The sequence below is a fragment of the Lacibacter sp. genome (genome assembly GCF_035299325.1).
GTDB lineage: Bacteria > Bacteroidota > Bacteroidia > Chitinophagales > Chitinophagaceae > Lacibacter.
Genome location: NZ_DATGWT010000006.1, coordinates 21,842 through 42,505 on the forward strand (window position 1 = coordinate 21,842; position 20,664 = coordinate 42,505).

Sequence of the window (20,664 nt, forward strand, 5' to 3'; positions counted from 1 at the left end):
CCTCTGTGTTGTATTAGAAACGTGAAACCTGCTCTCATTTAACGTTACGTTCTGTCATTTGGTATTATTGTAATGACGAAGGCGGACACAAAAAATCCCGTTGGAAAACCAACGGGATATGGAATAAGCAATTAGGTTATTAATTATGGGAAAATGCCAAGCTCAGCATAGCTGGTGGCTACTTTATTGATGGCAACCACATAGGCAGCAGTACGCATGTCAGGAATTGAAGGGTTTTGTTTCCAGCAATCCATCACTTCATTTACAGCTGTGATCATGGTTTCTTCCAATCCGCTATAAACAAGATCCACTTCATCAGGACCATGTGTGATAATATCTCTATGTTCTTTCTTAACTTTTTTGCCACTCAGGAATTCCATCTGACCAAGAATATTGGTGTTCAGGTTTTCAGTGAAACGTTTTTCCAAACGGCCATAGCGAACATGGCTCAGGTTTTTCAACCATTCGAAATAAGACACTGTCACACCGCCGGCATTCAGGAACATATCGGGTACAACCAACACTCCTTTGGTTGCAAAAATTTCATCGGCTTCAGGAGTCAAAGGTCCGTTGGCTGCCTCGCCAATGATCTTTGCTTTAACACGTGGAGCATTTTCACCATTGATTACATTTTCCAAAGCCGCAGGAATCAGGATATCACATTCCAATTCCAAAGCATCAGTTGTATTTGTAATGGTAGTAGCACCGGGGAAATTAACGATCGATCCAGTCTTTTTTCTAAACTCAATCAATTCATCTTCATGCAAACCTTCAGGATTAAATACAGCACCATCATGTTCTGAAATAGCGATGATCTTTGCGCCATTCTCCCTGAAAAATTTAGCTGTGTGATAGCCTACGTTTCCAATACCTTGTACAACTACACGCTTGCCTTCAACACCTGTTGTTAAGCCAAGTTTGCTCATCACTTCAGGCATGTTGCAAACTTCACGTATGCCGTAAAAAACTCCAAGACCGGTTGCTTCACGACGGCCTCTTACACCACCTTGTGTAACAGGCTTACCTGTAACACAACCGGCAGCATCAATTTCTCCGGGGCGAAGCGATGCATAGGTATCAACGATCCAGGCCATTTCACGTTCTCCTGTACCATAGTCAGGAGCAGGAACATCGATACCGGGGCCAATGAAATTTTTCTTTACCAGTTCAGATGTATAACGGCGTGTGATCTTTTCGAGTTCATAAGGAGTGTGGTTGCGTGGATTGATCTTGATACCACCTTTTGCACCACCGAACGGAACGTTTACAATGGCACACTTGTAGGTCATTAAAGATGCAAGCGCCATAACCTCATCCTGGTTCACTTCTTCACTAAAACGGATACCACCTTTACAAGGTGATTTGTGTTGAGAGTGTTGCACACGGTAAGCTTCAATTACCTCAATGCTTCCATCGTCCATTTTAACGGGGAAACGCATTTGGTAAACACTGTTACATTGTTTGATCTGTTCCAGGATACCCTTATCCCATTTTGTAAAAGCTGCAGCTTTATCAAAGCTCTGTTCTACTGCACCGAAGAAACTGTAATTCGTAGTTGACATACAATCGTTTTTTTAATTTAATATATAGCAAGCGTTAATCTTTCTGTTGCTTTTCAAGTTTGCTGAGTTTCCTGTCGATACGAAACACATAACCAATAAGACCAAATAAGATGATGAGACAAACCACCACCACTACATAAATCTTTCCATTACTGCGCATGGAATCAGCCATTTCGGGTTGCTCGGTTTGAGCAGCTGCAGTAAATAAGATCAACAGGAGGTTGATGGTAAGAAAAAGAATAGTTGCGAAAACTTTGTTCATTACAAAAGTGATTTATCGGCCAATAACCGGGTTCTGATTTTGAGTGTAGTGATCCAGACAGCTAACAATGTCCAACCAATAACCGCAGGATAGAATACAATTCGTAAGCGGCTATCAATATCATTAAAGTTGAGTGCAGGGTTACCGCTGTCGCTGCCGGGAGCGCCTGGGTGTAAACTACCTACTAATCTTGGAATGATCCATATAGTAGGGAAGAGCATAACAAAAGCAAAGACATTATACACCGCCGTTACCCTTGCTTTCTTATCCATATCAGTAAAGCTTCCACGCAATACAAAATAAGCACAGTAGATAAGAATAGCGATACCCGCACCTAAGAGCTTTGGCTCTTTGAGAATATTACTGAGCGATTGACCCTGGTCTGTTACCCAGGTATAATTTGCCCAAACCGCACCTGTGGCATAACCCAGCAAACCAAGGAACGTACCTGTGCCTGCAAAAGCAGAGGCATAAATGTCGTGCTTGTATTGTTGCTTACTGAGGTATTTTATGCTGTACACGAGGCTTACTCCAAATAAAATCATCATAGCAAACCACATACTTACATGAAAGTAGAGGTTGCGTATTGATTCATTTAAAATAAAAAGACGGGGTACATCCATCAAGAAACCACCAACAATGGTGTAAACGAGTAAAATAACTGACGCTATCTTCCACCAGGATTTATGCATATAATCAGCTTTACAAAACAAACACAAACATTTGTTTTGCTTGTTTAAAGTGCGGCAAAGTTAGTGGTTGAATATTAATCTTTCCACAAAAAGGGAAACAAAATCATGCACAGCGCCAATACCAGTACATCGAGCCCACCCAACAATAAAACCATTTGAAAAACAGCACCTTCTTTAAAAATTTCACCGAAAGCCGACTTGGAAATACGAATCAGTAACAACAGTTGTGGGATAATAACCGGGAAGCCCATAATGACCATGATCGCAGCATTTTGATTCGCCCTTGAAGCAATTGCAGCCATTAATGTAAACACAAGACTCATGCTGATGCCACCAAGTATAGTCATGCCGATGAACTCAACGGCATGTAAAAAAGGGGCACCGAGGAAAAAACTGAATGTGATGAGGCTGAGTACACTCATCACCAGCATCAACAATATATTGTATAACAGCTTGGCAAGAATAAATTCCTGCGCACTGGTAAGTGAATAGTAATAGAGCATGCGGCCACGGCTTTCCTGCAGAAAACTTTTCGCTACTGCATTGATGCTGATGAACAACATATTCACCCAAAACAAAGCATTCCAGGTGCTTCCATCGGGTTCGTTGATGGCCAGGAATAACACATACACCGTGCAGGCGATATATAATACAATGCCATAAAAAGTGTACTGTTGTCTTATTTCAAGCAACAGGTCTTTCTTAAACAGAGCAAGTATTTTTTTGGAAGATGCCAATGTGAACAGGATGGTTTATGAGTTGAAAATTATGATTCTTAGCTTTATTTTTTTCGACTAACTGCTTTTCAAATGGTAGCAATGCCTGCATCTTGGTTCGTACTTGTCTTTTTCGCCCAGAACCACCTGTCCGCCCTCGCTTGAAGTGCGGTAAGAGTAATTCGCAATATTGCCACATACAACGCAGATCGCATGAAGTTTGGTAATATAATCTGCAACAGCAAGCAGGTTGGGCATTTGTCCAAACGGTTGTGCTTTATAATCCATATCAAGACCTGCAACAATTACCCTCGTTCCGCTAAGTGCTAATTTTTCGCACACATTAGTGATCTCCGGATCGAAAAATTGCGCTTCATCAATACCTACTACTTCCACGCCCTGCGCCAGCAATAGTATTTTTTGTGAATTATCGATAGGGGTTGATTGAATGGCGTTCTCATCATGCGATACAATTTTTACATCATCATACCGGACATCAACAGCCGGTTTAAATATTTCCACTTTCAGGTTGGCAATTCGTGCCCGTTTTAAACGGCGGATAAGTTCCTCTGTTTTCCCACTGAACATGGAGCCACAGATCACTTCTATCCAGCCTCTCCGGTCGCCTTTTATATTCGGTTCAATAAACATTATCAATATTTTATGCCAAACTGTTTGTAACTTAACGGCAAATTTCCAATACCGCCAAAAGTAAGCACTATTCATGGAACGAATTGCTTCTCTTATCGAACAATTGCAACAGGCACTTCAACGAAACGCCGATACAGCTCAAATGCTGATACTCACCAATATGCTTCGTGCAGAATTGGAACAGCAATCTCAACAAAAACAAGAAACAGTAGGAAGTAAACGTGTAGCAGTTGTGTTGCCTGCATCACGAGTAACCTCGCCTGCACAGGCTTCCCTCGAACCTGTTATAGCGACAAGACTTGTTCCACCGTCAGTAGTTAAAGATGAAGAGAAACCGGTAGAAAAAATTCTGGAAGTATTACAAATCGATGAAAGCGAAGTAGAAGCTGAACTCGAAGAAATACGTCAGAAGGCAGAGTTTGCAAAAAAGGTAGAAGCGCAGCAACATCAACATAAGCCGGTTTTATTGTTTGATGAAGAACCGGAGATTCCCACACTTATTCATCAACCCAACTACATTGAGCCTAAGAAACCTGCAGTCGCTTCAAAAGAAGTGAATGAGATGAACAACGGCAAACAGTTGTCGCTTAACGAACAACTGGGTGAACATAAAACGGAAGTAGCACACAAACTCAACGAAGGATCATCTATTAAAGATTTGAAAAAAGCAATCGGCATAAATGATCGTTTTGTATTCATCAACGAACTCTTCCGTGGTGATGAAGTGATGTACGAACGTAGCATTAAAACCATCAATAATTTTTCTATTTATCCCGAAGCTCAATACTGGATGGAGCGTGAATTGAAAATTAAACTGGGTTGGGATAATGATCGTCCTGCAACACAGGAGTTTTATGCGTTGGTTAAAAGACGTTTTTCCTGAAGCCAGTTGAGTATGACTGTGGTTGCTCCCGCATTTTCTTTCACATAGTTTTTTGCAATTGTTCCTGCTGCCGAAATATCAATTTGCAACATAATTTCTTTTAAATCTTCAGCATTATTGACTGTAAAACTTCCGCCGATTTTTTTCAAGTCCATACTTTCTTTGAACTTTTCGAAATTTGGTCCGGTAATAACAGGGTTGCCGTACACAGCAGCTTCTAAAATATTATGATGGCCACTTTTATTGAAACCGCCGCCAACATAACAAACCGATCCGTATTTGTACAAACGGGATAGGTAGCCGATGTTATCGATGATTAATGCTCGGTGAGTAGTGAGTGGTGAATCGTTAGTGGTGAGATCGGAAAAGGTTACAGCGTTTGCAAATAACTCTTTTAGTCGATTGATATTTTCTGTTTTGATTTCATGTGGTGCAATGATGAGTTTATACTTATTATTCGCTTTCATCCAATCAGCAATAATGTTTTCATCCTCGGCCCATGTACTTCCTGCCACCATAACAAAATCAGTTCCGCAAAACGCATCAGCAATTTCTATGGGTTTCCATTGTTCAGCCGCAGTTATTACACGATCGAAACGGGTATCACCGGCCACGGTTGTTTTATTGCCCAACCCAATTCCATCTAACAATTCTTTTGAAGCCGCATTTTGTACAAACAAGTGCGAAAACTGTTGAAGCATGTTTCTGTTAAAACCTCCCCACCATTGAAAAAATGCCTGCGAAGGACGAAAGATTCCCGACACCAGAATGGTTTCGATCTTTCTATTGTTCAACTCAGAAAGGTAGTAATGCCAAAACTCATACTTCACAAAAATGGCCAGCTTCGGATTAACAATATCAAGAAAGTCATTTGCATTCCCAGCTGAATCGAACGGCAGGTACATTACATGATCCGCACCCATGTAATTCTTCCTTATTTCATACCCTGAAGGAGAGAAGAACGTAAGAAGGATCTTGGAATTTGGATATTGGCTTTTGATCACCTCAATGATTGGTCTTCCCTGCTCAAATTCGCCCAACGAAGCACAATGCATCCAAACAACAAAATCACCCGGCTTTTTTGTCCAGTTAGTAGTTAATTCCTGCTGCCAGTTTTTCCGGCCATCAACCCATTTCCTGGCTTTTGGGTTCCAGTTGGCGGCAAATCCTATTGCTGTTTTATAAACAACCCGAAATATGTTGTAAAAGAAGATCATGCGCCACAAATCTAAGAGGAAAGGAATGGATCGTAAAAACTTAACGCTTTCCTCCTGTGTTTCAGAGGCTAAACGCCTTTTTTGCCGTACTTTCGCCACCGTTTAAACAAGCTTATTTATGCGACCTATACAGATGGTTGATCTTAAGCAGCAATACCTTGCAATTAAGCAGGAGGTTGACGCTGCCGTTCTCGATGTACTTGACAGTTCAGCTTTTATTAATGGTAAACCCGTGCAGGAGCTGGCCAGCGATCTGAGCCAATACCTCGGATCAAAACACACCATTCCATGTGCCAACGGAACCGATGCATTGCAGATTGCCATGATGGCGCTCAACCTGCAACCGGGTGATGAAGTGATTACTGCTTCATTTACGTACATCGCAACTGTTGAAGTGGTAGCTCTGCTGCGTTTGAAGCCAGTGTTTGTAGAAGTTGATCCGAAAACCTTCTGTATCGATCCGGAAGCGATCCGCAAAGCCATTACACCAAAAACAAAAGCGATTGTTCCGGTTCACTTGTATGGTCACGCTGCCAATATGGATGAGATCATGAAGATTGCTGCAGAACATAACCTGTATGTAATTGAGGATAATGCGCAGGCCATTGGTGCAGATTATATTTATCCCGATGGCACAAAAAAGAAAACAGGTTCAATTGGTACCATTGGTTGCACATCATTCTTCCCATCTAAAAATTTAGGTTGTTATGGTGATGGTGGTGCGATGTTTACCAACGATGATGCTTTGGCTGATCAGTTGAAGATGGTTGCGAATCACGGGCAAAAAGTGCGGTACTACCATGAAGTAGTTGGTTGTAACTCCCGACTTGATACAGTGCAGGCAGCTGTGTTAAAGATCAAACTGAAAAAGCTCGACGAATATATTGCTGCACGTCGGAAGGCTGCGGATTATTATGATGCGGCATTTGCAGGCCATAAAAACATCACTACACCTTATCGTGCGCCGTACAGTAATCATGTGTTTCATCAATACACATTGACGCTCGATGGATTTGATAACGTTGCTGAAGTACGGAACGGATTGAATGCGTATTTAGCCGAACAGAAAATTCCATCTATGATTTATTATCCTGTGCCTGCTCATCGTCAGCAAATGTTTGCTGCGTTTGGTGGTGCCGATTACAATTTACCAATTACTGATTGGTTAACTGATCGTGTAATTTCTTTGCCCATGCATACCGAATTGGAAGAAGAGCAATTGCAATTGATCACAAGCAACGTGTTAGAATACCTTAATACAAAATCATAAACAGAAATTAACAGATGAAAATCGCAGTAGTAGGAACAGGTTATGTAGGTCTCGTAACAGGAACATGTTTTGCAGAAACAGGCAACCAGGTTACCTGTGTTGATATTGATAAATCAAAAGTTGATAAACTTTCAAACGGGCAGATCACTATTTACGAACCCGGACTTGAAAAAATATTTCTCCGTAACCTCAAAGAAGGTCGTTTGCATTTCACCACTAATCTTGCAGAAGGTGTGAAAGATGCTACGATTGTGTTTTTGGCTTTGCCAACACCTCCCGGTGAAGATGGCAGTGCCGATTTGAAATACATTTTAGGTGTGGCCGATGATCTCGGAAAAATTCTGACGGATTACAAAGTAATTGTTGATAAGAGTACCGTGCCTGTTGGTACAGCCGATAAAGTACAGGCAGCAATTGCGAAAAACTTCAAAGGAGCCTTTGCGGTGGTAAGTAACCCAGAGTTTTTGCGTGAAGGTGTGGCGGTAGAAGATTTTATGAAACCTGATCGTGTAGTTGTTGGTACAAGCGATGAGCGTGCAAAAAAGATCATGACAGAATTATATGCACCGTTTGTACGTAGTGGTAATCCAGTAATTTTTATGGACGAGAAAAGTGCGGAGTTGACGAAGTATGCAGCCAACTCTTTTCTTGCTGTCAAGATTTCGTTCATGAATGAAGTAGCAAGGTTGTGTGAATTGCTGGGTGCCGATGTGGATATGGTACGTAAAGGCATTGGCAGTGATGAACGAATTGGTAAACGCTTCCTGTTTCCCGGCATTGGATATGGTGGAAGTTGTTTTCCGAAAGATGTACAGGCATTGGTGAGATCATCCAGCGAAGTGAATTATGATTTTGAAATATTGAATGCCGTGATGAAGGTGAATGAAGAACAGAAATTGTTCCTCATGCCAAAGATCAACTCGTATTTCAATGGTGATTTGAAAGGAAAACGTTTTGCATTGTGGGGCTTGGCCTTTAAACCAAACACCGATGATATCCGTGAAGCACCGGCTTTATACATGATTGATGCATTAACAGAAGCAGGTGCAACAGTACATGCGTACGATCCGGAAGCTATGCCAAATGTAAAACAGGTGGTGGGTGATAAAATTGATTTTGCAGAGAGCCAGTATGATGCATTGGTAAATGCAGATGCATTGATCATCGCAACAGAGTGGAGCGAATTCCGGACCCCTGAGTTTGAAAAAATTTCTTCCATGCTGAAGAACAAAGTGATTTTCGATGGACGTAATGTGTACGACAGAGAGCAAATGAAACAACTTGGTTTCTTCTACGAAAGTGTGGGAAGAGAAGCCGTGAAGTAATTCTGATTAACGAATAGCATAATAACAACATAATGGATCGCAAACGAATTTTAATTACAGGTGCTGCAGGTTTTCTCGGTTCGCATTTATGCGACCGTGCAATCAAAGAAGGTTATCATGTAATTGCAATGGATAATCTCATTACCGGTGATTTGAAAAATATTGAACACCTGTTCAAGCTGGAGCAATTTGAGTTCTATCATCACGATATTACCAAGTTCATTCACATTCCCGGCAAGCTGGATTATATCCTGCACTTTGCATCGCCTGCAAGCCCGATCGATTATTTAAAAATTCCTATCCAGACATTGAAAGTTGGTGCACATGGTACGCACAACTGTTTAGGTTTGGCAAAAGCAAAAGGTGCACGCATTCTTGTTGCTTCAACTTCTGAAGTATATGGTGATCCATTGGTGCATCCTCAAACAGAAGAGTATTGGGGTAATGTAAATCCGGTTGGTCCACGTGGGGTGTACGATGAAGCAAAACGTTTCATGGAAAGTATTACGATGGCGTATAACCGCTTTCATGGTGTTGAGACAAGGATCATCCGCATCTTTAATACCTACGGTCCACGTATGCGACTCAATGATGGTCGTGCATTACCTGCATTTATCGGACAAGCTTTACGTGGTGAAGATTTGACTGTGTTTGGTGATGGTAGTCAAACAAGAAGTTTTTGTTATGTAGATGATTTAGTTGACGGTATTTATCGGTTGCTTATGAGCGATTATGATATGCCTGTGAATATTGGTAACCCAACTGAAATTACATTGAAAGAATTTGCAGAGGAAGTAATCAAGTTGACAGGCACATCACAAAAAATTGTTTACAAAGATTTGCCCGTTGATGATCCGAAACAACGCAAGCCGGATATTACAAAAGCAAAGGCATTGCTTGGTTGGGAGCCAAAAGTAAGTCGTGCAGAAGGATTGAAGATCACCTACGAGTATTTCAAAAATCTTCCGCAAGAAGAGTGGAGCAAATTGCCGAAAGAGTTTGTAAGCATGAAATGATGAGTAATGAGTAATCAGTGATGAGTTTAAATCAGAAATCGAAAATGTATCAATCATTAATTAATAAAGAAAAGAAAGTAGCAGTCGTTGGATTGGGCTATGTGGGATTGCCATTGGCATTGGAACTGGCTGTGCACATGCAGGTGATCGGTTTCGATATCAACAAGAAGCGCATTGAAATGATGCAACGGAATGAAGATCCGAGCAAGGAAGTTGAGGCTGATCGGTTTGCAGGAAAGGATATTGTATTTACAGATGATAGTAATGTATTGAAAGAAGCTTCTTTCTTTATTGTGACTGTGCCAACACCTGTAGATGATCATAAAGTTCCTGATCTTACGCCATTGGAAAAAGCAAGTGAAACGGTGGGTAAGGTGTTGAAGAAAGGTGATTATGTGATTTATGAAAGCACAACCTATCCCGGTTGCACAGAGGAAGATTGTATGCCGATCCTGGAACAGTTTTCCGGTTTAAAAGGAAAAGTTGATTTTAAAATTGGCTACTCACCTGAGCGTATAAATCCGGGAGATAAACATCATACATTAAGTAATACTATCAAGATCGTTTCCGGTTGCGATGATGAATCGTTACAGGAGATTGCTGCGGTGTATGAAAGTGTTGTGACCGTTGGTGTACACCGTGCACCAAACATTAAAGTAGCAGAAGCAGGAAAGATCATTGAAAATGCACAGCGTGATCTGAACATTTCACTAATGAATGAACTCTCGATCATCTTTGATCGTATTGGCATCAACACATTTGATGTGGTGGAAGCGGCAGGAACAAAGTGGAATTTTCATAAATACACTCCGGGCTTAGTTGGTGGGCATTGCATCGGTGTTGATCCGTACTACTTAACCTACAAGGCACAGCAGCTTGGTTATAATTCAAAAGTAATTGCAAGTGGACGTTTTGTAAATGATGAGATGCCACGTTATGTAGCAAAGAAAATTATTCAGCATATTATTAAACATGCGCCGAACCCTGCTACTGCAAAAGTGTTGGTGTTAGGGGCAACGTTTAAAGAAAACGTTTCTGATATCCGTAATTCGAAAGTGGCGGATATGGTAAAAGAGTTATTGGAGTATCATGTGGCAGTTGATTTTGTTGACCCGCATGCAGATGCTGCTGAAGTACATCATGAATATGGCTTAACACTTGCAGCTGAAATTGGAAAAGGATATGATGCAATTGTGTTAGCCGTTGCACATCATCCCTACACAGCATTTACAGAAGAATATTTGTTATCTATTGCGAATGACAAAGCAATGTTTGCTGATCTCAAAGGTATCTACCGTAATAAAATTTCAAAACTCAAATACTGGAGTTTATAATGAGCGCATTCGACAAAACAATATTGGTAACAGGTGGTGCCGGTTTTATCGGCAGTCATGTAATTCGCCTGTTTGTAAACAAGTATCCCAATTACAAAATTGTAAATGGTGATGCGTTAACCTACGCAGGTAACCTGGAGAATCTGAAAGATGTACAGGATCAGCCAAACTATGCGTTTGCAAAAATTGATATTACAGATGAAGCAGCTGTAGAACAGCTCTTCAATCAATATCATTTTGATGCGGTAATACATTTGGCCGCAGAAAGTCATGTTGATCGCAGTATCCTTGATCCATTAGCATTTGTAAAAACAAATGTATTGGGTACTGCCATATTACTGAATGCATGTCGCAAGCATTGGGCGGGTAATCATGAAGGCAAGCTGTTCTATCATGTATCAACCGATGAAGTGTATGGTTCATTAGGTGAAACAGGTTTCTTCACTGAAGAAACTCCCTACGATCCACATTCTCCTTACTCTGCATCAAAAGCCGCTTCTGATCATTTTGTAATGGCTTATCATGATACTTATAGTTTGCCGGTGATAATGAGTAACTGTAGCAACAATTATGGTTCGCATCATTTTCCGGAAAAACTGATTCCGTTAATGATCAACAATATCAAAAACAACAAACCATTGCCTGTTTACGGTAAAGGTGAGAATGTGCGTGACTGGTTATTTGTAGAAGATCATGCAAGAGCTATTGATACCATTTTCCATAACGGGAAACTCGGCCAAAGCTATAACGTAGGTGGTTTTAACGAATGGAAAAATATTGATCTCGTTCATTTGCTCTGCAGCATCATGGATAAAAAACTTGGTCGTGCAGAAGGAGAGAGTGCCAAACTCATCACTTATGTGAAGGACCGTGCCGGTCACGATCTGCGTTATGCAATTGATGCAACCAAGCTCAACAAAGAATTGGGCTGGAGTCCTTCGCTTCAGTTTGAAGAAGGATTGGAAAAAACAGTAGAGTGGTATTTGAGTAATGAAGAATGGATCAATCATGTAACAAGTGGCGATTACCAGAAGTACTATGATGTGCAATATGAGAAGAGGTAACTAAAAATGTCTGATGTCTGATGTAGGATTTATGATTTGAAGCCTTATATCAGACATCATAAATCATACATCCTACATAATTTATGGCTTTTTTACAAACAGGTTTCCCGGGCTTAGTGGTGTTTGAGCCAAATGTATTTGGCGACGAGCGGGGTTATTTCTTTGAATCATACAATCAGCAGTCTTTTGAAAAAGAAGGACTGCATTATAACTGGGTGCAGGATAATCAATCCAGTTCAACTTATGGTGTAATCCGTGGTTTGCATTTTCAAAAAGGCGAACATGCCCAGGCAAAACTGGTTCGTTGTTTAAGCGGAAAAATTTTGGACGTAGTTGTTGATCTGCGTAAAGATTCACCCACTTTCAAGCAGGTTTATGCCGTTGAGTTAAACTCAGAGAAAAAGAATGCATTGTTAGTGCCACGTGGTTTTGCACATGGTTTTTCGGTGTTAAGCGAAACGGCCGAGGTATTATATAAGTGCGATAACTTCTATAATAAACAAAGCGAAGGCGGCTTGTTGTACAACGATCCAACTTTAAAAATTGATTGGAAAATTGAAGGCGGTAAGGAGATTGTTTCAGGAAAAGATTTGGTCAATTCAGCAATGGCCGATTTACAGGAAGATAGTTTCTTTTAACTCATACATATGGAGAAGCCGGTTATACTTGTTACAGGTAGCAATGGTCAGCTCGGAAAAGAGTTGAAACAAATAGCTGATAACTATTCTCAATTCAATTTCGTGTTTGCTTCTCGGGAAGATCTGAAGCTTCATCATTTTGGTTTGGTAGAAAATTTCTTCATCGCTGCAAAACCGCTATACTGCATCAACTGTGCTGCATATACGGCTGTTGATAAAGCAGAAGCAGAGCAGGATATGGCGATGCTTGTAAATGGCGAAGCTGTTGGTCATCTTGCCGCCATCTGCAAAAAGTATCATGCCAAATTCCTTCATATTTCCACTGATTACGTATTTGATGGCGAAAGTGAAACGCCTTACAAAGAAGAGGATGCAACCGGTCCCATCAACACATATGGTAAATCAAAGCTTTTAGGTGAGCAGTTGTGCATGAAAGAAGATGCAGATGCAATCATCATCCGCACTTCATGGGTGTATTCATCGTTCGGTCACAACTTTGTGAAAACGATGATGCGGCTAATGAATGAACGCAATGAACTGAATGTAGTGAGTGATCAGATTGGTTCTCCAACATATGCTGCTGATCTGGCAAAAGCAATTCTGGATATCATTTCTTCCGGCAAATGGGAGAGTGGTATTTATCATTACAGCAATGAAGGAAAGATCAGTTGGTTTGAATTTGCGCAGGCGATTAAAGAATTAACCGGCAGTAAAGCCATTGTACATCCTATTTTAACAGCCGAGTATCCAACGCCGGCAAGGCGACCAAAATTCTCCTTACTAAATAAAGACAAGATAAAGTCAACATACGCCGTGGCTGTTCCTGAGTGGAAAGAAAGTTTGCAGAAATGCATCAGCATCTTACAAAATGCCTGATATCACTTCCTGAAAAGTGAGTAAAATCAAAAACCCTCCACATTGTGGAGGGTTTTTGTTGGCCTACCTGGATTCGAACCAAGACAAACAGAACCAAAATCTGTCGTACTACCATTATACTATAGGCCAATCTCCCTTTCGGGGTTGCAAAAATAAGGCGCTACACAAGATCAACCAAAAATTTTATCAATTTGGTGAACTATTGTCTTCCCGATCTTTCAATTCCCTGATTTTATCCAATGCTCCGGCCACCACGTCGCACATGATCGTATACAAAGCACCCGGAACCGGATTGGCGTAAATATATTCCAACGCTTCGTTCTCATTCGCAATCACCTTTGTTGGAACAGTTGGGTTCACGTTTTCGATCCCTTCTTTCAGCAGTGCAATAATTTCATCTGCTGTTCTGCCACGCAGGTTTTTATCGCAACGGATAATGATCTCATCAAAATGGCGGGCACTGATCTCACCCAATTCACGGATATCCTCATCTCTTCTATCACCTGTGCCACTGATTACACCCACCTTGTGTTTATAATCGAGTTTGCTCACAAAATCGCACAGCAATTGTAAGCCGTGTGGGTTATGTGCAAAGTCAGCAAGGAACGTGTAATTTTTAAAGTGGAAAAAATTCAAACGTCCCGGAGTTAAACTTTCTCCCGGTATGAACGTAAGCAATCCCTGGCGGATATCATCAATGCTGATGTCACGATAAAGATAGGTGGCAAGCACAGCAGGTAAACAGTTAGCGATATTATGTACTGCTTTGCCTTCATACGTAAGTGGAATATCTTTTGCAGCCATCACACGAATTTTCCATGTGCCTTTCATGATACTGATAAAACCATTTTCATATACCGTTGCTAAACCGCCGCCAGCACAATGTTCTTTTATGCGTGGATTGTTTTCATCCATGCTGAACAACGCAACATTACATCTCAGGTCATTTTTCATTTTATACACCAGATCATCTTCTGCATTCAGAATCGCATATCCATGCGGAAAAACAGTTTCTGGAACAACTGCTTTTACTTTTGCCATTTGTTCAACCGTATAGATTCCTCCAAGACCAATATGATCCGCAGCCACGTTTGTAACAATGGCTACATCGCAATTTTGAAATGCAAGACCTGATTTGAGTATGCCGCCTCTTGCACATTCCAATACTGCAAAATCAACTGTTGGATCTTTTAATACAAAAGTTGACGAGATTGGACCAGTACAATCACCCTTCATCATTAAATGATTCTGGATGTAAACACCATCACTGGTAGTGTAACCAACTTTCTTACCTGCGCTTTTCGCAATATGTGCAGTTAAACGAGTGGTAGTTGTTTTTCCGTTTGTTCCTGTAACAGCGATGATAGGAATGCGTCCTTCTGTTCCTTTCGGGAATAACATATCGATCACAGGTTCTGCTACGTTGCGTGGCAAACCTTCTGCAGGATCGATATGCATACGGAAACCCGGTGCTGCATTTACTTCAAGTATTGCACCGCCATTTTCGTTTACAGGAGTGCGCAAGTCTGTTGCCATTATATCAATACCGCAAATGTCAAGACCAATGATTTTACTGATACGTTCGCACATAAAAATATTGGCGGGATGTACTTCATCAGTTACATCGGTTGATGTGCCTCCTGTTGAAAGATTGGCAGTCGTTTTTAACAGCACTAATTCTCCTTTTGGTGGAACTGTTTCTAAGCTGTAACCTTTTTCTTCCAGCATCTTCATGGTGCTGCCATCAACAGTTATTTGTGTTAATACTTTTTCATGCCCATAACCACGACGTGGATCTTTGTTGGTTTCATCGATCAACCATTGAATCGTATGTTCGCCATCACCAATTACACTTGCAGGTGTGCGCAACGCAGCACAAATAAATTTATGGTTGATGACGAGAATACGAAAATCAAAGCCTGTAATAAAACGTTCTACAATTACACTTCTGCTATAAGCTTTTGCAGCTTCAAATGCTTTCAGTGCTTGTTCTCTATTGGTAATGTTGGTGGTATTTCCTTTACCGTGATTACCATCAATGGGTTTGATCACTAATGGATAGCCAAACTTTTCAATGGCTTCATCTAAACCCACTTCAGTGCGCACCACTGTTCCTCTTGGTACAGGAATTTCAGCAGCTTCCAGTAACATTTTTGTTTCTTCTTTATCGCAGGCAATATCAACTGCAATATTTGAAGTAGTTGATGCAATGGTTGCACGGATACGTTTTTGATGAACCCCATAACCTAACTGAACCAAACTTTGTTTATTCAATCGTATGTAGGGGATGTTGCGTTTAGCAGCTTCATCAACAATACATCCGGTTGAAGGGCCAAGTCTTGTATCTTCTCTTATCTCTCTCAGTTTTTGAATATCGTCGTCCAGGTTATATTCTTCCCCTGCAACTAAAGCTTCTGCTATACGCACTGCTGCTTTGGCTGCATACACACCTGCATCTTCTTCCAGGTAGGTGAAGACAACATAGTAAATACCTTCTTTTTCATTGGCACCCCGGGTTCTTCCAAATCCGGTATCCATGCCTGCCAATGTTTGAAGTTCTAATGCTACATGCTCTATCACATGGCCCATCCATGTGCCTTCATCAACCCGTTGAAAAAATCCACCCGGCTTACCAACACTGCAACGATGCCCATACATGCTGGGGAATAATTTTTCCAGTCGTTCACGAAAACCGGGAATGTGGTTGGTGGGGCGTTGTTCCAGTTCTTCGAGGTCGAGTTTCATCTGGATGAGTTTTGTCCTGCGTACACTCCAATAATTAGGACCACGAAGAATTTTGATTTCAAGAACTTTCATAAATGAGCTTATTGATGTTGTTTCCGAATATATCAAAATTTATCCGATGCTGTTGATAAAAGCAAGACAACGCAGGAAATATTTTCCCCTTAATTTTGTTTGTAACTAAAAATCACAATCATTGCAGTATCCAAAAGGAAAGCTGATCGCTATTGGCGGTGCAGAAGATAAAGGAACCAATCTTGAAGCGGGTGAAATTTATCGCAATAATCTTAACTTTTTTGAGCTGGGTATTCTAAGGCGTGTGGTGGAAGAAGCCGGAGGTGTTGATGCCCGTATTGAAGTAATTACAACTGCTTCAACCATTCCTTACGAAGTAGGTGATAATTATATGAATGCGTTTGGAAAAATTGGTTGTACAAATATTGGTGTGCTGCACATCCGTAACCGGCAGGATACAGCCAACCCTGAATTCCTTGACCGTATTAAAAACTGCAATGCTGTTATGTTTTCCGGAGGTAATCAATTGCGTTTGAGTGTAACCGATGGAGGAACCGAATTTTTAGCTGTTCTGAAAAAACGTTACCAGGAAGAAAAAGGCTTTGTGGTTGCGGGTACATCTGCCGGTGCTATGGCCATGAGCAAGACAATGATCTATGAAGGCAACGCAGCACGTGCTTATTTAAAAGGTGAAGTGAAAATGACAACCGGTTTAGGGTTTATTGATAATGTTATCATTGATAGTCATTTTGAAAAGCGTGGGCGTTTTGTTCGTTTAACGCAAGCTGTTGCAACAAACCCATCCTGTATTGGTATTGGCCTGGGAGAGGATACAGGTATGCTGATCACTGAAGGAAATAAGATGGAAGCAATTGGAAGCGGCCTGGTGATCATTATTGATGGACATGATATGATGCATTCTAATATTGCTGATATTCCTGATGGCAACCCAATCAGTATCGAAAACCTGCGGGTGCATTTCTGTGAAAAGGGGAATGGCTATTTGGTAAAAGAAAGGCAGTTTCTAATGGAAGCGAAAGATGGAGCTCTGATTAAAAAACAAGTACATGTAGAATAAATTTTGAATTGTTTCTTTTTAACTCATCGATTCAACCAGCTTTATGAAAAAAGTAAGTTTATTGTTTGTTACTGTTCTTATGCTTATGGCATTCTCCCGTCAGGATAAAATCAAAGTCATCTTTTTTGGTGATTCCATAACGCAGGCAGGTGTTAACCCAGGTGGATATGTTAAACGCATCGACAGTATGGCACGTGCGCAAGGGAAGATGAATTATGATTTTATTGGCGCAGGAATCGGTGGTAATAAGATCTACGATTTGTATTTAAGAATGGAGGATGATGTACTTGCAAAAAATCCAAATGTAGTTGTGCTGTATATTGGCGTGAATGATGTTTGGCACAAAGCATCTTCGGGCACAGGAACTGATGCTGATAAGTTTGCAAAGTTTTACCAGGCAGTAATTGATAAGATCAAAGCAAAAAATGCAAAGATCATTTTATGTACACCTGCAGTAATAGGAGAGAAGACTGATGGTAGTAATCAACAAGATGGTGATCTGACAGAATACAGCAAGATCATTCGTGGTCTTGCACAAAAGAACTCATTGCCATTGGTTGATTTGCGTAAAGCATTTATCGACTACAATAACAAGAACAACAAAGAGAATAAAGATCGTGGCATTTTAACCACCGACCGTGTTCATCTAAATGCAATCGGCAACCAATTGGTCGCCGATGAAATATGGAAAGCTATTCAGGCGCTTTAAACAGCCGATACTAAATAATAATTCTTCTTTCCTTTTTGTACCAGCAAATATTTATCATGCAGGAGTAAAGAAGCATCGATCTTCATATCAATAGCTTCTACTTTTTTGCGGTTGATACTTACGCCGCCACCTTGCACTGTTTTGCGTGCTTCGCCTTTGCTTGGGAAGATGGTTGTTTCTGCTAAGAACGAAACAACATCAATTCCATCCTGTAATTTATCGGCAGCAAAATCAAACTTCACCACGCCTTCCATTCCTTCAAGATCTTCTACACTCAGGCTTTCCGCTGATGCTGTTTGATTGGCAAATAACTTTGCTGTTGTTTCAACGGCATTCTTCAGTTCTTCTTCACCATGCACAAATTTTGTTACTTCTTCAGCCAAACGTTTTTGTAAGATGCGTTTGCCGGGGTCGCTTTGATGTTCGCTGATCAATCCATCAACTTCTTCTTTTGTAAGAAAGGTGAAAATTTTGATCCAGCCTTCCGCATCAGCATCACTTGCGTTTAACCAGAACTGGTAGAATTGGTAAGGCGTTGTTTTGGTTGAATCTAACCACACATTACCCTGCTCGGTTTTGCCAAACTTAGTGCCATCTGCTTTTTTGATCAAGGGACAAGTAAAAGCAAATGCTTCACCATTTACTTTTCTGCGGATGAGTTCAGTACCGGTAGTGATGTTGCCCCACTGGTCGCTGCCACCCATCTGGAGCTTGCAGTTTTTATTTTCATACAACCAATAGAAATCGTAACCCTGCATTAACTGGTATGCAAATTCAGTGTAACTCAAACCCACTTCACTTTCAATCCGCTTCTTCACACTATCCTTCGCCATCATATAGTTGATGGTGATATGTTTGCCGGTATCACGCAGAAAATCAATGAAGGAAATGCTTTTGAACCAATCGTAGTTATTGGCCATTTCTGCTGCATTGGCTTTCGAAGTATCAAAATCAAGGAATTTCTCCAACTGTGCTTTTACACCAGCTATGTTTTTGTTGAGGGTTTCTTCATTCAGCAAATTTCTTTCCTGGCTTTTACCGCTTGGGTCGCCAATCATGCCGGTAGCACCGCCCACCAAAGCAATTGGTTTGTGGCCTGCCTTCTGGAAATGAACCAGCAATAAGATCGGTACCAGGCTACCAATATGCAGGCTATCGGCCGTAGGGTCGAAGCCGATATAAGCGGTGGTCATCTCTTTTTTCAATTGTTCCTCCGTTCCGGGCATGATATCCTGTATCATCCCTCTCCATCTTAATTCGTCGATCAATTGCATGATTTTTAGCGATATTTTTCGCAAAAGTAGGGCAGTGGAGGGCATTTTACTAAAAAGGAGCAATAAACACTGAAAATCAGCGTTTCGAGAAGCTGGTACTTTCTTAAACAGAGTTTGCTTTCGGCAATAGAATGTTTACTTTTGTCAATGCCTTGAGCAGCTTTCGAAAGAGAGTATGTCTCTTTAATAAGAAACTAATTGTTTATCTGAATACTGACCAGATGATAACCCGAACAACCCTGATCCTATCTGTTACCCTGTTGTATTGCGTAAACTCCTTTGCGCAAATCCGTATTTATTCCAACGAATTTTTAAATATCGGTGCCGGATCCCGTGCTTTTGGTATGGGAGGTGCACAAGTGGCATCTGTAAGCGATGCTACTGCTGGATATTGGAATCCTGCCGGATTAACGGCGGTAAAAAATGATCCTTCTCTTTCCTTAATGCATGCTGAGTATTTTGCGGGTATCGGTAAATACGATTTTGGCGCTTTGGCTATTCCCGTTGCAAATAACAAGCGTACGATCGGTCTTTCTTTTTTGCGTTTTGCTGTTGATGATATCCCGAATACACTTTATTTGATCGAACCTGATGGAAGTGTGAACTACGCCAACCTTCGTTCTTTTTCATCTGCAGATTATGCAGTGATTTTATCTGTTGCTCAAAAAATCAAAGAGACAGAAAATAAATCGATGAGCGTGGGTGTAAATGCAAAAGTGATCCATCGTAAAGTGGGAAGTTTTGCAACTGCCTGGGGTTTTGGTTTGGATGTTGGTTTCCAGATGAAAGGAAAGAACTGGTCAGTAGGTGCTGCTGCAAGAGATATTACCACAACATTCAACGCATGGTCTTTTAGTTTTACTGAAAGAGAGAAGGAAGTTCTTTTTCTAACCAACAATGAAATCCCTGTTAAATCAACAGAGTTAACAGCACCTCGCTTAGTGATTGGTGGTGCTTATGATTTTCGATTCAGAAAAAATCTTTCACTGAAAGCAGAAGTAAATCTTGATCTCACGTTTGATGGCCAACGTAATACTGTGATCAGTTCAGATGTAATCAATGCCGATCCAAGAATTGGAGCTGAGTTAAATATCAAAGATGTGTTCTTCCTGCGTGGAGGAATTTTTAATTTTCAGAAAACACTCGCCGATGGTGATACGCTTAACCAAAAGAAAGTGTGGATCTACCAACCTGGCGCAGGCGCCGGTTTCAAACTCGGCAATTCTTTTTATGTAGATTATGCATTTACAAATCTGGCTAACCAGTCAAATCCGTTATATACACATATCGTATCTCTTCGTCTCGACCTTATGAAGCCTAAAAACCAAAAGAAAAAATAA

19 protein-coding genes and 1 tRNA gene are annotated in these 20,664 nt (G+C 40.9%); 11 read left to right on the forward strand and 9 right to left on the reverse strand.

Going from position 1 to position 20,664, the window contains the following annotated elements; translation table 11 throughout:
- Positions 1-143: 143 nt before the first annotated feature.
- From VK159_RS05370 to VK159_RS05390, 5 genes are all read right to left on the reverse strand, one after another.
- A complete protein-coding gene (locus VK159_RS05370) occupies positions 144-1,562 on the reverse strand; it encodes a Glu/Leu/Phe/Val dehydrogenase (protein WP_324229114.1) in 1,419 nt (472 codons plus the stop codon).
- A gap of 34 nt (positions 1,563-1,596) precedes the next feature.
- Positions 1,597-1,824: a CcmD family protein gene (locus tag VK159_RS05375; RefSeq protein WP_324229115.1), complete on the reverse strand. Its 228-nt coding sequence runs from the start codon at positions 1,822-1,824 to the stop codon at positions 1,597-1,599.
- Complete coding sequence (gene ccsA / locus VK159_RS05380) at positions 1,824-2,516, reverse strand: cytochrome c biogenesis protein CcsA (protein WP_182805163.1); 693 nt, start codon at positions 2,514-2,516, stop codon at positions 1,824-1,826. The genes VK159_RS05375 and ccsA overlap by 1 nt, the downstream gene beginning before the upstream one ends.
- 74 nt (positions 2,517-2,590) lie before the next feature.
- A complete protein-coding gene (locus VK159_RS05385) occupies positions 2,591-3,253 on the reverse strand; it encodes a heme exporter protein CcmB (protein WP_324229116.1) in 663 nt (220 codons plus the stop codon).
- A gap of 57 nt (positions 3,254-3,310) precedes the next feature.
- Positions 3,311-3,883 carry a thymidine kinase gene (locus VK159_RS05390; protein ID WP_324229117.1) on the reverse strand — a complete coding sequence of 191 codons (573 nt, stop codon included), beginning with the start codon at positions 3,881-3,883 and terminating at the stop codon, positions 3,311-3,313.
- 73 nt (positions 3,884-3,956) lie between these two features.
- Between VK159_RS05390 and VK159_RS05395 the strand changes: the two genes are divergently transcribed.
- On the forward strand, positions 3,957-4,766 hold the full coding sequence (locus VK159_RS05395) for a hypothetical protein (protein WP_324229118.1): 810 nt from the start codon (positions 3,957-3,959) through the stop codon (positions 4,764-4,766).
- Here the strand turns inward: VK159_RS05395 and VK159_RS05400 are convergent.
- Positions 4,736-5,983 (reverse strand): 3-deoxy-D-manno-octulosonic acid transferase, encoded by a 1,248-nt coding sequence (locus VK159_RS05400; protein ID WP_324229119.1) that lies wholly within the window; start codon positions 5,981-5,983, stop codon positions 4,736-4,738. The two genes, VK159_RS05395 and VK159_RS05400, sit on opposite strands and share 31 nt — an antisense overlap.
- A 118-nt stretch (positions 5,984-6,101) precedes the next feature.
- Between VK159_RS05400 and VK159_RS05405 the strand changes: the two genes are divergently transcribed.
- The 7 genes from VK159_RS05405 (at position 6,102) to rfbD (ending at position 13,506) form a co-directional block, all read left to right on the forward strand.
- Positions 6,102-7,253, forward strand: a complete 1,152-nt coding sequence (locus VK159_RS05405) for a DegT/DnrJ/EryC1/StrS family aminotransferase (RefSeq protein WP_324229120.1) — start codon at positions 6,102-6,104, stop codon at positions 7,251-7,253.
- A gap of 14 nt (positions 7,254-7,267) precedes the next feature.
- Positions 7,268-8,578, forward strand: coding sequence for a UDP-glucose/GDP-mannose dehydrogenase family protein (locus VK159_RS05410; RefSeq protein ID WP_324229121.1), 1,311 nt, complete (start codon positions 7,268-7,270; stop codon positions 8,576-8,578).
- Between the two features lie 32 nt (positions 8,579-8,610).
- The gene (locus VK159_RS05415) at positions 8,611-9,594 is read left to right on the forward strand and encodes a UDP-glucuronic acid decarboxylase family protein (protein WP_324229122.1); all 984 of its coding nucleotides are present in this window, start codon (positions 8,611-8,613) and stop codon (positions 9,592-9,594) included.
- Between the two features lie 44 nt (positions 9,595-9,638).
- The gene (locus tag VK159_RS05420; RefSeq protein WP_324229123.1) at positions 9,639-10,928 is read left to right on the forward strand and encodes a nucleotide sugar dehydrogenase; all 1,290 of its coding nucleotides are present in this window, start codon (positions 9,639-9,641) and stop codon (positions 10,926-10,928) included.
- The gene (gene rfbB / locus VK159_RS05425) at positions 10,928-11,992 is read left to right on the forward strand and encodes a dTDP-glucose 4,6-dehydratase (RefSeq protein ID WP_324229124.1); all 1,065 of its coding nucleotides are present in this window, start codon (positions 10,928-10,930) and stop codon (positions 11,990-11,992) included. The genes VK159_RS05420 and rfbB overlap by 1 nt, the downstream gene beginning before the upstream one ends.
- An 83-nt stretch (positions 11,993-12,075) precedes the next feature.
- Positions 12,076-12,630, forward strand: coding sequence for a dTDP-4-dehydrorhamnose 3,5-epimerase (gene rfbC, locus VK159_RS05430; protein WP_324229125.1), 555 nt, complete (start codon positions 12,076-12,078; stop codon positions 12,628-12,630).
- 9 nt (positions 12,631-12,639) lie between these two features.
- Positions 12,640-13,506, forward strand: a complete 867-nt coding sequence (gene rfbD / locus VK159_RS05435; protein WP_324229126.1) for a dTDP-4-dehydrorhamnose reductase — start codon at positions 12,640-12,642, stop codon at positions 13,504-13,506.
- Positions 13,507-13,564: 58 nt separating this feature from the next.
- Here the strand turns inward: rfbD and VK159_RS05440 are convergent.
- A tRNA-Gln gene (locus VK159_RS05440) sits at positions 13,565-13,635 on the reverse strand.
- A 57-nt stretch (positions 13,636-13,692) separates the two neighbouring features.
- A complete protein-coding gene (gene cphA, locus VK159_RS05445) occupies positions 13,693-16,323 on the reverse strand; it encodes a cyanophycin synthetase (RefSeq protein WP_324229127.1) in 2,631 nt (876 codons plus the stop codon).
- A 121-nt stretch (positions 16,324-16,444) separates the two neighbouring features.
- Between cphA and VK159_RS05450 the strand changes: the two genes are divergently transcribed.
- Together VK159_RS05450 and VK159_RS05455 are read left to right on the forward strand one after the other, a co-directional pair.
- On the forward strand, positions 16,445-17,341 hold the full coding sequence (locus VK159_RS05450) for a cyanophycinase (RefSeq protein WP_324229128.1): 897 nt from the start codon (positions 16,445-16,447) through the stop codon (positions 17,339-17,341).
- Positions 17,342-17,384: 43 nt separating this feature from the next.
- Positions 17,385-18,050, forward strand: coding sequence for an SGNH/GDSL hydrolase family protein (locus tag VK159_RS05455; RefSeq protein ID WP_324229129.1), 666 nt, complete (start codon positions 17,385-17,387; stop codon positions 18,048-18,050).
- Here the strand turns inward: VK159_RS05455 and tyrS are convergent.
- Positions 18,047-19,324, reverse strand: coding sequence for a tyrosine--tRNA ligase (gene tyrS, locus VK159_RS05460; protein WP_324229130.1), 1,278 nt, complete (start codon positions 19,322-19,324; stop codon positions 18,047-18,049). The two genes, VK159_RS05455 and tyrS, sit on opposite strands and share 4 nt — an antisense overlap.
- Positions 19,325-19,545: 221 nt before the next feature.
- Between tyrS and VK159_RS05465 the strand changes: the two genes are divergently transcribed.
- Positions 19,546-20,664 (forward strand): PorV/PorQ family protein, encoded by a 1,119-nt coding sequence (locus VK159_RS05465; protein ID WP_324229131.1) that lies wholly within the window; start codon positions 19,546-19,548, stop codon positions 20,662-20,664.